Source organism: Kistimonas ophiarachnellae, assembly GCF_057552235.1.
Genome location: NZ_BAAJPA010000016.1, coordinates 16,206 through 31,017, shown reverse-complemented (window position 1 = coordinate 31,017; position 14,812 = coordinate 16,206). Strand labels below are relative to the sequence as shown.

The window sequence follows — 14,812 nt, the reverse complement described above, 5'->3', positions numbered from 1 at the left end:
ACTCAGAGGTAATGTTGATTGCTTTTTTGTATACCGGAAACGCCGGTATAACCATCCACATGGTCCGACCAGCCCTCTCGCCAGCCCGTGAGCCATGCCTGTCGCTGGTTTAGCTCGTCATGTGGACAGATGTCCTTTGACCGTCCCGATAGCCCGTTTTGATAACCTTTCGTGTAGGCTCTTTCGGTCTTGTCCCTCTTTTGTCTTTTCATGGTCGGTCTTGCCTCCCGTTTCGGTGACTACATCCCGGGCCATCCTGACCGCGAGATCGGTGGGAAAGAGTCGGTCTTGCCGCTGAAGCTCCTTTTTCTGCGTACTGCTTCAGTGAAAAATCAGGGCATAAACGGAACTTGTTCCGTCATACAGAAACCCTACAAGGTTATTTCTATAGGAAGTGAGCCTGACTGTCGAGGAATCTTTGTGAATAGCGTCAATGTTTTGATAATGTGAGTGCTTATATAGACCTGCTGACTGGTTATATAAGTCATTGATATTACGCAGGAAGTGTGACCGGTAAGGTCTGGGTGAAGAAATATCTCTTCCGGGAAAAACACAATAAATGTCAAAATTCCGCATATTTTTTAGCGGGGATCATGGCTAGAATGCCGCCATTACTTCACTTTCACTAATCCTCCCTCTTAACTAGCCTGTATCTTGCTGATGCCGGGAGGATGGTTTTCCACCGAATCAATTGAATGGGTGCTGCAGGTACTGATGAGTACTTCCCCGGAATTTTTTGCCTCTTGCCCGAAGGGCATAGAATCACTGCTGGCTGAGGAGCTGGCGGGTTTTGGCGCTGACACCGTCAGGGAGACGGTTGCCGGCTGTTATTTCAGTGGTTCCCTGGCCGTTGCCTATCAGGCGTGTCTCTGGTCACGGTTGGCCAACCGTATCTTGCTGATGGTTGCCCATTTCCCGGCTGGTGACCGCGATGTCATTTATGCGGGTATTCAGACCGTTGACTGGGATGATCATATTGATCCCGGCAAAACCCTTGCTGTGACTTTTACCGGTAGCAGCCCTGAAATTCGGAATACCCATTTTGGTGCATTGCTGGTCAAGGACGCCGTGGTGGATCAGCTGATTGCGCGCACTGGTAAGCGTCCGTCGATTGCCACGAAATCCCCGGATTTGCGTATTCATGTCCGCCTGCATAAAGGCAAGGTGCAAGTGGGAATCGATTTGTCTGGTGACAGTCTCCATATGCGCGGTTACCGGCAGGATGTCGGTAAGGCGCCGCTGAAGGAGAATTTGGCATCCGCGATTCTTTACCGTGCCGGCTGGCGTGAATTGGCCAGAGAGGGAGCCTCTCTGGTCGATCCGATGTGCGGGTCCGGCACCTTCCTGCTGGAAGGGGCGATGATAGCCGCAGATATCGCACCGGGACTCTTGCGCACTCGCTTTGGTTTTGATCGCTGGCCCGGCCACATTCCCAGTATCTGGCGCGATGCAATGGGTGATGCCCGTGAGCGTCGTCAGGCTGGTCTTGATAGCATGAAAAATGTCTTTCTGGGCTACGAAGCGGACCAGTGGATCGTCCGGCAGGGATTGGCAAATGCGCAACGCGCTGGACTGTCAAAACGGGTTCGTATCGAACAAGCCGAGCTGGCAAACTTGCATCAGGTTGACAGCCCTGAAGGGTTGGTTGTCGTGAACCCACCTTATGGTGAGCGTCTGGGCGATGAAGCAAGCCTTGTTTATCTCTATCAGAACCTGGGTGAAAAGTTCAGAACCACCTTTAAAGGTTGGCAGGGTGCTGTCTTTACCGGTAATCCGGGGCTGGGACGTCGCATGGGTATTCGCAGTCGCAAGCAGTACACGCTCTATAACGGTGCGCTGGAATGTAAGCTGCTGATGTTTGCCAATGAGGAACAGTGGTTTGCAGGTTACGATGCCAGGGATAAAGAAACAACGAACAAGGCATCAGTGCAGTCTGCACCTCTCACCGCTGGCGCCACAATGTTTGCTAACCGTCTGCGTAAAAACCTCAAGCAGATGAGCAAATGGGCCAAGCGTCAGGATATCCAGTGCTATCGCCTGTATGACGCGGACATGCCGGAATATGCCGTCGCTATCGATCTGTACGGTGACAAAGTGCATGTTCAGGAATACAAAGCACCGGCATCAATTGATGAGGCAAAAGCGACTGAACGATTGCAGGATGTCATGTCTGCGCTGCCAGAAGTTTTGTCTGTCTCGCCAAAAGATATCGCCCTCAAGAGCCGTGCAAAGCAGTCCGGTAAGAGGCAATACGAACGTCAGGCTGACAAAAATGAATTCTTTGAAGTCAAAGAAGGTAGTGGTCGTTTCTTGGTCAATCTGAACGATTATCTGGATACTGGTCTCTTTCTTGATCATCGTCCGTTACGTCTGCGAATTGCACGGGAAGCGGCGGACAAGCGTTTTCTTAACCTGTTCTGTTACACAGGCGCGACAACAGTCCATGCGGCCTTGGGCGGCGCTCGCTCGACCACCAGTGTTGACCTTTCCAAAACCTACCTGGACTGGGCTCGCAAAAACCTCTCGCTGAATGGTTTCAGTGATCGTCATCAGCTGGAACAGGTGGACTGCATGCGTTGGCTCGCTGATGCTAAAGGTCAATATGATCTGATTTATATTGATCCGCCAACATTCTCCAACTCCAAACGCATGACCGATGTGTTTGATGTACAGCGTGACCATGTTGAGTTGCTGCGTTTGGCAATGAAGCGTCTTGCCCATGGCGGGACGCTCTATTTCTCCAATAATTACCGACGCTTCAAGCTGGATGAATCTTTGATGGATGAGTTTGAGGTGAAGGATATTACCAGCGAAACCCTTGATAAGGATTTTGAGCGTAATCGCCGTATTCATCAGTGCTGGAAGATTCAGCACAGGCTGTAAAACTTTTATAGGTAGTGCGGTGTACCTGATCATCGGGGCACCGCAGGCTATGGGGTACCTGCTTGCCGCTCCGTCATGCAGTCCTGCATGAAGTCGCTCTCGGTACGTCCCTGTACCTTGCAATCAGATACCCCATAGCCCGCTTACAAACCTTTTTGTTGCCTGCAGGTTTGTATTTTCTGTTTTTTGCATTCTATCGCCTTCCTATCTGGTGCTTTTTTGTATCTATTTTGAATCGTTTGTTTGCTTTGCCCCAATGCGTGGCATTTTTATTGCATTAATGCAGTGCGTTGACTGGCTAGGTTGCACTGATATGCAGCCTTATTAGGTGAATGATTCACGGAAGAACGTGTGTGGCTTCGTTTTGAGCAGATTTTTATCTGCACAGTGAAAAGTCGAGGCTGAAGATAATAAATAAAAATGATCTTTATTGGTGCGCAATATCTTTGGGTGAATCGATATGGTGCGCGATAAAGAGGGGTGACGAGGTGTTTGATGGATAACGTTGGGAGTGCGGTTGAAACGTTGATGCAGGGGACAAATACCCTGTTTATCCTGCTTGGGGCGATCATGGTACTGGCCATGCATGCAGGGTTTGCGTTTCTTGAAGTAGGAACGGTACGGCAAAAGAATCAGGTCAATGCGCTATCCAAGATCATTACCGATTTGGGTGTGTCCACACTGGCTTACTTTTTTATCGGTTACCAGGTGGCCTATGGCATGGATTTCATGGCAGATGCGGCAACCTTGACGGCCAGTCACGGCTATGAATTGGTGAAGTTCTTCTTTCTGATGACATTTGCGGCGGCGATACCTGCCATTGTTTCCGGTGGCATTGCTGAACGGGCGCGTTTTTACCCGCAGTTACTGGCCACGTTTCTGATTGTTTCCCTGGTGTATCCATTATTTGAAGGGATGATCTGGAATGGTAACTATGGCTTCCAGGATTGGCTGGAAGGTTTTGCTGGTGCACCGTTCCATGATTTTGCCGGTTCCGTGGTAGTGCATGCTGTGGGTGGTTGGATAGCACTGGCCGCGGTCGTGTTGCTTGGTCACAGAAAGGGACGTTATCGCAATGGCAAGCTGGTTGCGTTTGCGCCTTCGAATATACCATTTCTGGCGCTGGGAGCCTGGATTCTTGCCGTCGGCTGGTTTGGCTTCAATGTGATGTCAGCCCAGACGGTTGACAGCATCAGTGGACTGGTGGCAGTCAACTCGCTGATGGCGATGGTCGGTGGCACATTGGCCGCCATGCTGGTGGGTAAGAACGACCCGGGTTTCATCCATAATGGACCGCTGGCCGGACTGGTAGCTGTTTGTGCGGGCTCAGATGTTATGCATCCTGCGGGTTCTCTGGTGGTTGGTGCAGTAGCGGGTGCGTTATTTGTCTGGACATTCACAGCGACGCAGAATCGCTGGAAGATTGATGATGTATTGGGTGTCTGGCCATTACATGGTCTGTGTGGTGCCTGGGGCGGAATTGCAGCAGGCATCTTTGGTTCGACGGCACTGGGTGGCTTGGGTGGTGTATCCCTGACAGCGCAGCTGATTGGTACTCTCGCTGGTGTTGGCGTTGCACTTGTGGGTGGCCTGATTGTTTATGGGGCTATCAAAGCGCTGGTAGGCATACGTCTGTCAGAGGAAGAAGAGTATCAGGGGGCGGATCTTTCTATTCACAAGATTCATGCGACTTCTGATGAATAAGTCGATAGTGCAGTGCTCGGGTTGATCAGTCACGTCCTGTTTCTGTTGGGATGCAGGATGTGACTTTTTATCGAGCTAATGTACAAGTGCGTAAACCTTCAATCATTCAAGGGTTTATGTTGATGAGGGGATGAAACAATCGTCCTTTCTGCGCGTTATCTGGCATAATTAATCCCTTTGACGTGGCCATTCATCTGCCGGTTCTGTTGTTCCGCTGAATGGTGATCGATCGTCTGGCCCGGCTTGTCGTCGGGCAGGGTTTCAGCTGCAGGAGCGCCTGATGTTCAGACCTTTGCCGGTATTTATCGGCCTTCGTTATACGGGGGCCAAACGGCGCAATCACTTCATTTCTTTTATTTCTGCCATGTCCATGGCCGGTCTTGTGCTGGGGGTCATGGTGTTGATCATCGTACTGTCGGTGATGAACGGCTTTGACCGGGAATTACGTCAGCGCATCTTGGGAATGGTGCCTCATGCAACGATAACCTCTGCCTATGGCACCATGACGGATTGGGAATCCATCAAGTCGAAAGTTGAAGCTGTGCCGGGTATAGAGGCTGCTGCACCTTTCATTGACGCCCAGGGCATGTTGACCAATCAGGGGCAGGTCAAGGGTGTCATGTTGTATGGCATTGATCCTGAGTTGGAACAGCGAGTCTCTATTCTTGATGAACATATGGAAAGTGGTCAGCTGACCGATCTCAAGCCCGGTGAATTTGGCATCGTGCTGGGAGAGATACTTGCGCGTCAGTTGGGGGCGGGTATTGGCGACAAAGTTACTGTGGTATTGCCGGAAGCTTCTATTAATCCGGCGGGTGTGTTTCCTCGTCTCAAACGTTTCACGGTAACCGGATTGTTTGCAGTAGGCGCGGATCTGGATGCCAGTCTGGCCTTTATCAATATCAAAGATGCTGCACGCTTCATGCGTATCAGTGAGGGAGTACAGGGACTTCGCTTGCAGACGAAGGATTTGTTTGCGGCACCTCGCTTGGCCTGGGAAGCGGCCATGACCTTGCCAGGACGTTACTACGTTCGTGACTGGACCCAGACTCATGGTCGCCTTTTCCAGGCGATCCAGATGGAAAAAACCATGATTGGTTTGTTGCTGGTGCTGATTATTGCGGTAGCCGCATTTAACATCGTTGCAACGCTGGTGATGGTTGTTACCGACAAGCAATCTGATATTGCGATCCTGAGAACCTTTGGTGCAACGCCCGGCATGATTATGCGAATTTTCATGGTACAGGGTTGTGTGATTGGTTTAATAGGAACGGGGCTGGGCGTTGCCCTCGGGATTCTGGGGGCGCTCAACGTGGCCAGTATTGTCGGTTGGATTGAATCCATGCTGGGGATTCATTTCCTGAGTCCTGATGTGTATTTCATTAGTTATCTACCTTCCGAGCTGCTTTGGCAGGACGTTGTCAGCATCGCGGTTGCGAGTTTGATGTTGAGCTTTCTCGCTACCCTCTATCCGGCGTGGCGCGCATCACGCACTCAACCTGCCGAGGCATTGCGTTATGAGTAAGGATGTAGTTCTGGAATGCCTGGAGCTGGGCAAGGTATACCGTGAAGGGCCCGGCGATGTAGAGGTTATTCGTGATGTCAGCTTCGCAGTGGGGCGCAGTGAGCGTATAGCCATTGTGGGGAGTTCCGGTTCTGGTAAGACAACCCTGCTGAATCTGTTGGCAGGGTTGGATGTGGCAAGCCGCGGAGAGGTTCGAGTTTGTGGTGTTTCTCTTAATGGTCTCAATGATCGTGAAAAGAGTGCCCTGAGAAACCGACACCTTGGCTTTGTGTATCAGTTTCACCATTTGCTGCCTGAATTCACGGCACGCGAAAACGTCGCCATGCCGCTGTTAATGCGCCGTGATGTAGCGGTTTCTTCAGCAGCACAGAAAGCCGAAGAACTGTTAACGCTGGTAGGGTTGGAAGCGCGTCTTGATCATAAACCGGGCGAGCTGTCGGGTGGTGAGCGTCAGCGCGTAGCTATTGCGAGGGCATTGGTGACTGAGCCTGATCTGGTTCTGCTGGATGAGCCGACCGGTAACCTGGATCAGCATACGGCAGAGGTTGTCCAGGGGCTGATTATGGATCTCAGTCAGCGATTACAGACCAGTTTTATTATTGTCACTCACGACTTGTCGCTGGCGGCCAAAATGGATCGTATCTGGCAGCTTCAGGATGGCGGGTTGATCGAGCAGGTGAGCGATTCAGACCTTTGAGAGATTAACGTTGTCGACATCCGGATGGCTGACTGCGGGACAGACAGTATCCGGATGTCGACCGATCATCAGCTCTGTTGCTGCATGAAAGTGGCGGGGTCGATGGCAATACCGAGTGAGCGCTTGTCGATACGCTTCTCTTTGCCCATTTCCTGGTAGCGGAAGCAGACCAGGTCACCGGGCGTGACTTCCAGTGTGGCTTCGGCCGTCAGGTATTTATAATCGTCACCGTCTACGGTCAGTGTGTGGATGTAGTAATCCGGCATGCCCAGCCAGTCGCTGTGAGGGCCGTCGGTGGTGATGGTTTCCAGTTTTCCCCGCCCTTGTAGTTTCTGCTTTTTTCGTTGGAATGAACGATTATTTCTGTTCATGTTTCAGCCAGACTGTCTGTAGTGAATGAGTGATAGGAAGAACGGCGATGCCGGTGTTGCCGAAGGGCGTGACCGTCGTCGGCATCAGTTCAGAAAGAGTTTGCGCTTTTTGTGGCGTTCACGCCAGTTACGAATGATATGCCAGCGCCAGAACAGGCGAATGCCGACATAACTGAGAGCGCCTGCTATCAGTCCGGTAATCACCGAGCCAAGATAGAGTGGAAGCCAGATCCGCGATAATTCGGTTTTCAGCCACTCCAGCGAAACTTCAAAGCCCAGTGGACTGACAGGGGTCTGCAATATATAGCAACCGACCTTGTAGGTGAAGTAGAAAATCACCGGCATGGTAAAGGGGTTGGTAATCCAGACCAGCGCGACGGACAACGGCAGATTGCAGCGCAACATAAACGCCAGAACCGCTGCCAGCAGCATCTGGAAGGGTATGGGCAGGAACGCACAGAAAATACCCACGAAAAAAGCCATCGCGGCAGTGCGGCGGTTCAGGTGCCACAGGTTGGGGTCGAACATATGTTCGCCCAGGAAGTTCAATGACCGGTTTTCCCGAAGTCGGGAAGGGTCCGGCATAAAGCGTTGAAACAGTTTTTTTGCCATGCAGATATACTTGTGACCCGGGTACCGCTTAATTGCGAGAGTAAGGATATCGTAAAACCGGAAAATTATGCGCTTAATTACTAAGTACACCAAATGCGGCTTTCACTGATATGCCTCGTTCTGGGTCTTTCCCTGACATTATTCTTGCCAGAACTTCCTGCCCGATGGGTGTTGGGCCTGACGGTTCTGGTTGCCCTTAGTTTGACCGTAGCAGCTGGCTTCAGGTTCCGTGTATTTATTTTTCCGGCCATGGTGCTTTTCGGGTTTGCTTATGGAGGCTTTCATGGGCTGATGCTAATGGATCGCCTTTTGCCCGCTGATTTGGAAAGAATCGATCTGCGTCTCAATGCTGAAATTGATGAATTACCCCTCAAGCGTGAAGGTTATGCCTCAATGCTGATGCGTGATGTTGTGATTGAGGGGAAACCCTATCCGGGACGGGTTCGGCTTAGCTGGCATGGAGCGCCTGAAATAAAACCAGGGCAACGCTGGGATTTGACGGTCAGGTTGAAGCGGCCGAGTGGGTTTTCCAGTCCTGGCGCGATGGATTATGAGGGTTGGTTGCTTAGGCAGCAGGTAATCGCAACGGGTTATGTGCGAGATGGGAATGTCCAACTTCTGCAGGATAACGAATGGATACGTGTTGATCGGTGGCGATGGAAACTGGCCGAGTTTATTGAGAGCCATTACGCTGGTGACAGGGCGGCCATCTTCAAAGCATTGCTGTTAGGGGATAAGCGCAACATTTCACCGCAGCTTTGGGATTCCTTTAGCCAGACAGGCACGACACATCTGCTGGTGATCTCTGGTTTGCACATTGGACTTATGGCGCTGGTTGGCTGGTGGTTTGCGAGGTTGCTCGCCATATCAGGAGTGATCCCTCTTGAGGCTTGGCCATTGCCAAAGGTCGGTGCATTGATTGGCCTTGGTTTTGCGCTTGTTTATGCCTTTATGGCTGGGTTTTCGATTCCTGCACAACGGGCTCTGGTGATGTTGTCGGTTGCGCTGGGCGGAATCCTCCTTGATCTCAAAATTAAACCATTCACGCTACTTCTGGTGGCCTTGACGGTGGTTGTGCTTCTGGATCCCCTGGCATTCATCAGCAATGGTTTCTGGTATTCCTTTATTGCGGTTTCGGCATTGTTGTATGTGTTTTCTGGTGTGCAGTCTACGCGACGCGTTAGTGAACGTTTTGTTCGGCCTCAGGTCACGGTGTTTGTCGCGTTGGCGCCATTGCTGGCATTGAATCTGCAACCTGTGAGTGTGTTATCACCTTTGGTCAATTTGATATCCATCCCACTGGTGGGTTTGCTGGTTGTTCCTTTGTTATTTGCAGGTGTGGCTTTATCGTTTGTTTCAACATCTTTGGGACTGCTGGTCATGGATTTTGTCGGCGTAATACTGGATGTTTGGATATCAGCACTCCAATGGTCTGAAAGTTTAACGCTTGATTTGCCGCCGCTTGCTGTTCCTGATGGACTGGCGCTGATACTTGCGATGGTGGGTGTGGTTTTATTATTAACTCATTCAGGATTGGGCTTTCGTTGGCTGGCACTGGCGTGTTTTCTTCCATGGTTAGTGCCAGCAAATGACCCTTTACCCGAAGGGATGGCGGATGTCGCTGTATTTGATGTGGGGCAGGGGCTGGCCGTGCTGGTCTGCACGCGCAATCACTGTCTCATTTATGACACCGGTGATCGATTCAGTGATCGTTTCACGGCTGCGGACGCGGTCATTGTCCCTTACTTGCGGCATCACCCTGGCGTTAAAGATCCGGATGTAATTGTCATTTCCCATAATGACCGGGATCATCGTGGCGGTCTGGATACCTTGCTGAGCGCTTTCCCTTTCTCGCATGTGTATGTTTCCGAAGCAGATGACTATCCGTTGCCCGTTTCCTTATGTCATGATCAGGAGGAGTGGTTTTGGGATGGTGTTCGGTTTCGCTTTTTGTCGACGGGGGAGGGGCTGAGCAGTCGTAATGATCGCTCCTGTGTGCTGCAGGTTCAGGCCGGTGAACATGGGGTATTACTGACGGGGGATATCTCCACCCGTGCTGAGCAGCGACTGGCAAGGCGATACGGTGAGGAACTGGCCAGTCAGGTGCTGGTGGTGGCTCACCATGGTAGCGCCGGATCCAGTGGTAATCCCTTTCTGTCGCAGGTGAATCCGACCTATGCGAGCATATCCGCAGGGTATCGAAACCGTTTCGGCCATCCGTCTCCGCGCGTCAGGGAACGGCTGGGGCTTGTGGGAGCTGAGGTTTTTGAAACGCCACTGACGGGCACGCAGGTGTTTCGGGTCGGCGGGGAGAGGTTGCCGCCACCCTATTGCCACCGGTTGCAGAAACCGGGATATTGGTCACGAAAACCCCTGTCGTAGAGCCGCTGTACCGGTGTGCCTGATAAACCGGTTGTGATAAAGTTTTCTCATTTGGTAAAGGGAATAATAAACGTGTTTGAACTGGTGAAAGCGGGCGGATGGTTGATGCTTCCCATCATCCTGTGCTCCATCATTGCAACAGCGATCGTGATAGAGCGTTTCTGGACCCTGCGGGCCGCCAAGGTCGCGCCCGGCAATCTTCTGGCCCAGGTCTGGAAATGGATCAAGGGTAATGAACTGGATGGTCGACGTCTTGCGCAGTTACGCACGCATTCCCCGCTGGGTGAGATCCTGGCCGCCGGTCTTGGCAGTGCCAAGTACGGGCGCGAAATCATGAAGGAAAGTATTGATGAGGCGGCTGGCAAGGTCATTCACGAGCTGGAAAAGTATTTGAACACGCTGGGCACGGTTGCCGCCGTTGCCCCGTTGCTGGGTCTGCTGGGCACCGTTATCGGTATGATTGATGTTTTCACCGTGATCATGCTGCAGGGCAGTGGTAATGCCGCGGTCTTGGCTGGTGGTATTTCCAAGGCGCTGATTACCACGGCTGCGGGTTTGACGGTGGCGATTCCCTCCGTAATTTTCCACCGGTTCTTTACCCGCCGTGTTGATGAGCTGGTCGTTGTCATGGAGCAGGAAGCGACCCGCCTGGTGGAAGTGGTTCAGGGCGAGCGGAAAGTGGATTACACCGAAGGTGCCCGGTCATGAAGTTTCGCCGTCAGCGGAATGAGGAGGTTTCAGTCAATCTGACGCCTTTGATCGATGTGGTGTTCCTGCTGCTGATCTTTTTCATGGTTTCAACCACGTTCACCCGGGAAACCCAGCTGACCATTGATCTGCCGGAAGCTACCGGGGAAGAAGTCAGGAAACCACCCCGTCAGATAGAGATCGGTATCGATAAAAACGGGCATATTGCAGTCAATGGTGAGCGGTTGGCCAGTGACGGACTGGAAAACCTCAAGCAGGCGCTTATTCAGGCATCACAGGGTAACAGCAAATTGCCGCTGGTGATTACGGCTGACGCCATGACGCCCCATCAGGCCGTGGTTACCGCCATGGAAGCCGCCGGTGATCTCGGCTTTTCCCATCTCAGCATTACGGCTCAGGAGCCGCCCAGTCAGTGAGCAGTTTTTCCGACAGGCTGGTATCGGCATGGTACCAGCCTGATTTCAATCCGCTGTTAGCGCCGTTATTGCCACTATCGAAACTGGTGGAATGGCAGGTTAGGCGTCGACAGCACCAATATCATTCAAATCAAGAGCATCTTTGGCAATCGCCGGTTCCTGTTATCGTTGTGGGTAATATCACGGTAGGTGGTACAGGCAAGACGCCACTAGTTGCTGCCTTGGTGTCTGCGTTGCAGCAGAGAGGGCTTAGGCCCGGTATCATTAGTCGTGGTTATGGCGCTGAGGTTGATACCTTTCCTGCTGACGTATTTCCCGATAGTAATCCTGCCAGGCTCGGGGATGAGCCAGTGATGCTGGCAGGGATGACAGGCGTACCTGTCGTTATCGATCCGGATCGCCCATCCGCAGCACGTTATTTGCTAACCAATCATGAGTGCGATGTGATCATCAGTGATGATGGTCTGCAGCACTATGCCCTTGTGCGTCACATTGAGATGGTTGTTCTGGATGGCGCGCGATGGCTGGGCAATGGCCGATGCCTCCCTGCCGGTCCTTTGCGAGAACCCGCCGATCGCCTTACCACCGTGGATTTCATCATTTCTAACGGGAAACCTGTTGTCGAGATCGATGATGTCTCCTGTAATATCATGACACTCGTACCTACCCGTCTGGTGAACCTCAAATCAGGCAAAGCCATACCGTTATCTGAGTGGAAGGATTTTACGACTCCGGTTCATGCCGTGGCCGGTATTGGTAATCCTGGCCGTTTTTTTGATTCTCTCAGGTCTCTGGGGTTTGCGGTCAGTGAGAAGGCTTTTCCGGATCATCACGCCTATTGCCCGGATGATTTTGTCTTTGCGGGCGGGCAACCCGTTATAATGACCGCCAAAGACGCCATCAAGTGCCGCCGCTTTGCGCATGACAACTGGTGGTATCTGGCCGTTGACGCTAAATTGCCAGACAGCTTCTGGGAGCAGGTCTCTGCCAGACTGTCCGACTTTCCATCATCTTTTCAGCCGGTTTCTGCTAATGGATAAAAAACTGTTCGAAATTCTCGTCTGCCCGCTGTGCAAGGGCGATCTCAAGGTCGATCAGGACAAGAAGGAGTTGATCTGTCGTCCCTGCGGGCTGGCTTATCCGGTACGGGATGAGATTCCCGTTATGCTGGAGTCCGAAGCGCGTACCCTGACTACGGAAGAGAGGCTGTAAGCTGCGATGTCGTACTCAGTGATTATTCCTGCCCGCTATGGTTCAAGCCGCCTGCCGGGTAAGCCTTTGGCGGATATTGGTGGCAAACCGATGATTCAGCATGTCTATGAGCAGGCCTGCAAGAGTCGTGCGGACAAAGTCATTATCGCTACCGATGATGAGCGCATCCGTGGTGCCGCTGTCCGTTTTGGTGCTGAAGTGGTGATGACTCGTGCGGATCATCCGACCGGGACAGATCGGTTACAGGAAGTGGTTGCCCGACAGGGGTTTACGCCGGATGACATCGTGGTGAATGTTCAGGGGGATGAGCCCCTGATTCCGCCTGCTGTAATTGATCAGGTGGCGGATAATCTTGCAAACAACCCGGATGCATCCGTAGCGACGTTGAGCCATCGCATCCGTTCAGCCGATGACCTGTTTAATCCTGCTGTTGTGAAGGTCGTGGCTGATGCCCGTGGCATGGCCCGTTATTTCAGTCGCGCGGTGATTCCCTGGGATCGTGACCGTTTCGCCGATGGCCTGACTGACGAGATTGCTGACAGCCCCCTGTACCAGCGCCATATTGGTCTTTACGCCTACCGTGTTGATCTCCTGAACGCGTTTGTGGGCTGGGGTGTTTCGCCGCTGGAAGACCTTGAAAAGCTGGAGCAGCTGCGGGTGCTTTGGCATGGCCGTTCGATCCACGTAGCAGAAGCTGCCGAATTGCCGCCAGCCGGGATTGATACCAGTGCTGATCTGGAGCGTGTCAGACGGTTCATTATTGAAAGGGATTTGAGTGTTTCTGCATGATGCGGATTTTATTTGTTTGTCTAGGGAATATTTGTCGGTCACCAACAGCACAGGGTGTTTTTGAGCACATTGTAGAGCAGGCGGGCTTAAGTGATCTGGTTGACGTGGATTCTGCCGGAACCAGTGCCTGTCATGCAGGTGAAACACCTGACAGTCGGGCAATAGAGGCTGCTTCCCGGCGGGGCTACCGAATGTCCCATATAAGATCGCGGCAGGTTCAAACGGAAGATTTTGAGCGTTTTGACCTCATTCTGGCTATGGATAAGGCCAATCTTCAGGCATTGTTATCCTGTTGTCCGGCGCCTTCGCACGGTAAGGTGCGACAGTTTCTGGACTATGAGGGAAGTGTGCAGACGGAAGTGCCAGATCCCTATTATGGTGGAAAGGGTGGTTTTGAAACGGTGCTCGATCTTATAGAAGAAGCATCGCAGGCGCTGCTTTCTTCATTGAAGCCAACGTTGGAAGGGGCGGCATGAATCTGAAGATTGAGGAGTATGTCAATCTTAAAGCATTGAATACGCTGGGGCTTGAATCCATTGCTCGTTATTTTGGGCGGGTTGAGTCTCTGGTCGCACTTCGAGAGGCTCTCGTCTTTGCCCATGAACATAATCTGCCCGTTATTCCGCTGGGTGAGGGAAGTAATGTTGTTCTAAGTGAATGCCTGGATGCCTTGGTTCTGTTGATTCGCTTGAAAGGACGAGAGGTTGTAGAGAGTCAAAATGACTCGGTCTTCTTGAAAGTGGGGGCTGGTGAACACTGGCATTCGCTGGTCTGCTGGAGTCTTGAACAAGGCTTTTATGGCTTGGAAAACCTGGCTTTGATACCGGGTTGTGTTGGTGCCGCACCTGTTCAGAACATAGGGGCTTATGGGGTAGAGCTTAAAGATCGTTTTGTCAGTCTTGAGGCGATAGATTGGCAGACCGGTGAGATCATGACATTGTCAGCCGAAGACTGTGCCTTTGGGTACAGGGATTCAGTGTTTAAAAATCGTTTGCTGGATCAGGTCATTATCACTTCGGTGACGCTGAGACTAAATAGAACCCTGATACCTGAACTGGATTATGGTGCGCTGAAAGAAAAGGCAGAAGAATTGGCTTGCGAAGGAGAGCAGCCTACAGGCATGGATATCTGTCATGCTGTCTGCGATATCCGCAGGGAAAAGTTGCCGGATCCGAAGGCCATAGGCAATGCAGGGAGTTTCTTCAAAAACCCGGTGGTTTCAGATGCGCATAAGGCTGCATTAAAGGAGAAGTTTGCAGATATGCCAGCCTATCAGGTGTCAGGCGGATGGAAGCTTGCGGCTGGCTGGCTGATCGAGCAGTGTGGCTTTAAGGGCTGCACAAAGAAGGATGGCGCAGGTGTTTATGAAAAGCAGGCGCTGGTGCTGGTTAATCATGGTAATGCCTGTGGAAAAGCAATCTTGAAGTTGGCTGAGGAGATTCAGGCAACAGTTAAAGAGCGTTTTTCTGTGAACCTTGAAATAGAGCCAAGAATCTATTGAGTAAGAATCAAT

General features: G+C 51.9%; 15 protein-coding genes. 12 read left to right on the top strand and 3 right to left on the bottom strand.

Features of this window, described 5'->3' with window-relative positions; all coding sequences use genetic code 11:
- Positions 1-2: 2 nt before the first annotated feature.
- Positions 3-212 carry a ribosome modulation factor gene (rmf, locus tag AC27K1_RS18095; protein WP_345198996.1) on the bottom strand — a complete coding sequence of 70 codons (210 nt, stop codon included), beginning with the start codon at positions 210-212 and terminating at the stop codon, positions 3-5.
- A 502-nt stretch (positions 213-714) separates the two neighbouring features.
- Between rmf and rlmKL the strand changes: the two genes are divergently transcribed.
- The 4 genes from rlmKL (at position 715) to AC27K1_RS18075 (ending at position 6,809) form a co-directional block, all read left to right on the top strand.
- Entirely contained in the window at positions 715-2,883 is a 2,169-nt protein-coding gene (gene rlmKL / locus AC27K1_RS18090) for a bifunctional 23S rRNA (guanine(2069)-N(7))-methyltransferase RlmK/23S rRNA (guanine(2445)-N(2))-methyltransferase RlmL (RefSeq protein WP_487152194.1), read from the top strand.
- Between the two features lie 495 nt (positions 2,884-3,378).
- A complete protein-coding gene (locus tag AC27K1_RS18085) occupies positions 3,379-4,587 on the top strand; it encodes an ammonium transporter (RefSeq protein ID WP_487152193.1) in 1,209 nt (402 codons plus the stop codon).
- 280 nt (positions 4,588-4,867) lie between these two features.
- Positions 4,868-6,112, top strand: coding sequence for a lipoprotein-releasing ABC transporter permease subunit (locus AC27K1_RS18080; RefSeq protein ID WP_487152192.1), 1,245 nt, complete (start codon positions 4,868-4,870; stop codon positions 6,110-6,112).
- Positions 6,105-6,809: an ABC transporter ATP-binding protein gene (locus AC27K1_RS18075; protein ID WP_487152191.1), complete on the top strand. Its 705-nt coding sequence runs from the start codon at positions 6,105-6,107 to the stop codon at positions 6,807-6,809. The genes AC27K1_RS18080 and AC27K1_RS18075 overlap by 8 nt, the downstream gene beginning before the upstream one ends.
- 68 nt (positions 6,810-6,877) lie before the next feature.
- Here the strand turns inward: AC27K1_RS18075 and AC27K1_RS18070 are convergent, their stop codons facing one another.
- Positions 6,878-7,180, bottom strand: a complete 303-nt coding sequence (locus tag AC27K1_RS18070) for a hypothetical protein (RefSeq protein WP_345198988.1) — start codon at positions 7,178-7,180, stop codon at positions 6,878-6,880.
- 84 nt (positions 7,181-7,264) lie between these two features.
- Positions 7,265-7,792 (bottom strand): DUF2062 domain-containing protein, encoded by a 528-nt coding sequence (locus AC27K1_RS18065; RefSeq protein ID WP_487152190.1) that lies wholly within the window; start codon positions 7,790-7,792, stop codon positions 7,265-7,267.
- 93 nt (positions 7,793-7,885) lie between these two features.
- Between AC27K1_RS18065 and AC27K1_RS18060 the strand changes: the two genes are divergently transcribed.
- The 8 genes from AC27K1_RS18060 (at position 7,886) to murB (ending at position 14,800) form a co-directional block, all read left to right on the top strand.
- On the top strand, positions 7,886-10,174 hold the full coding sequence (locus tag AC27K1_RS18060; protein ID WP_487152189.1) for a DNA internalization-related competence protein ComEC/Rec2: 2,289 nt from the start codon (positions 7,886-7,888) through the stop codon (positions 10,172-10,174).
- 72 nt (positions 10,175-10,246) lie between these two features.
- Positions 10,247-10,882 (top strand): MotA/TolQ/ExbB proton channel family protein, encoded by a 636-nt coding sequence (locus AC27K1_RS18055; protein ID WP_487152188.1) that lies wholly within the window; start codon positions 10,247-10,249, stop codon positions 10,880-10,882.
- Positions 10,879-11,298, top strand: a complete 420-nt coding sequence (locus tag AC27K1_RS18050; protein WP_395178819.1) for an ExbD/TolR family protein — start codon at positions 10,879-10,881, stop codon at positions 11,296-11,298. The genes AC27K1_RS18055 and AC27K1_RS18050 overlap by 4 nt, the downstream gene beginning before the upstream one ends.
- Positions 11,295-12,338, top strand: coding sequence for a tetraacyldisaccharide 4'-kinase (gene lpxK, locus AC27K1_RS18045; protein ID WP_487152187.1), 1,044 nt, complete (start codon positions 11,295-11,297; stop codon positions 12,336-12,338). Before AC27K1_RS18050 ends, lpxK begins: the two co-directional genes overlap by 4 nt.
- Positions 12,331-12,510 carry a Trm112 family protein gene (locus tag AC27K1_RS18040; RefSeq protein ID WP_395178817.1) on the top strand — a complete coding sequence of 60 codons (180 nt, stop codon included), beginning with the start codon at positions 12,331-12,333 and terminating at the stop codon, positions 12,508-12,510. The genes lpxK and AC27K1_RS18040 overlap by 8 nt, the downstream gene beginning before the upstream one ends.
- Positions 12,511-12,516: 6 nt before the next feature.
- Positions 12,517-13,299, top strand: coding sequence for a 3-deoxy-manno-octulosonate cytidylyltransferase (gene kdsB / locus AC27K1_RS18035; protein ID WP_487152186.1), 783 nt, complete (start codon positions 12,517-12,519; stop codon positions 13,297-13,299).
- The gene (locus AC27K1_RS18030) at positions 13,296-13,775 is read left to right on the top strand and encodes a low molecular weight protein-tyrosine-phosphatase (protein ID WP_487152185.1); all 480 of its coding nucleotides are present in this window, start codon (positions 13,296-13,298) and stop codon (positions 13,773-13,775) included. The genes kdsB and AC27K1_RS18030 overlap by 4 nt, the downstream gene beginning before the upstream one ends.
- Positions 13,772-14,800 carry a UDP-N-acetylmuramate dehydrogenase gene (murB, locus tag AC27K1_RS18025; protein ID WP_487152184.1) on the top strand — a complete coding sequence of 343 codons (1,029 nt, stop codon included), beginning with the start codon at positions 13,772-13,774 and terminating at the stop codon, positions 14,798-14,800. The genes AC27K1_RS18030 and murB overlap by 4 nt, the downstream gene beginning before the upstream one ends.
- Positions 14,801-14,812 lie beyond the last annotated feature (12 nt).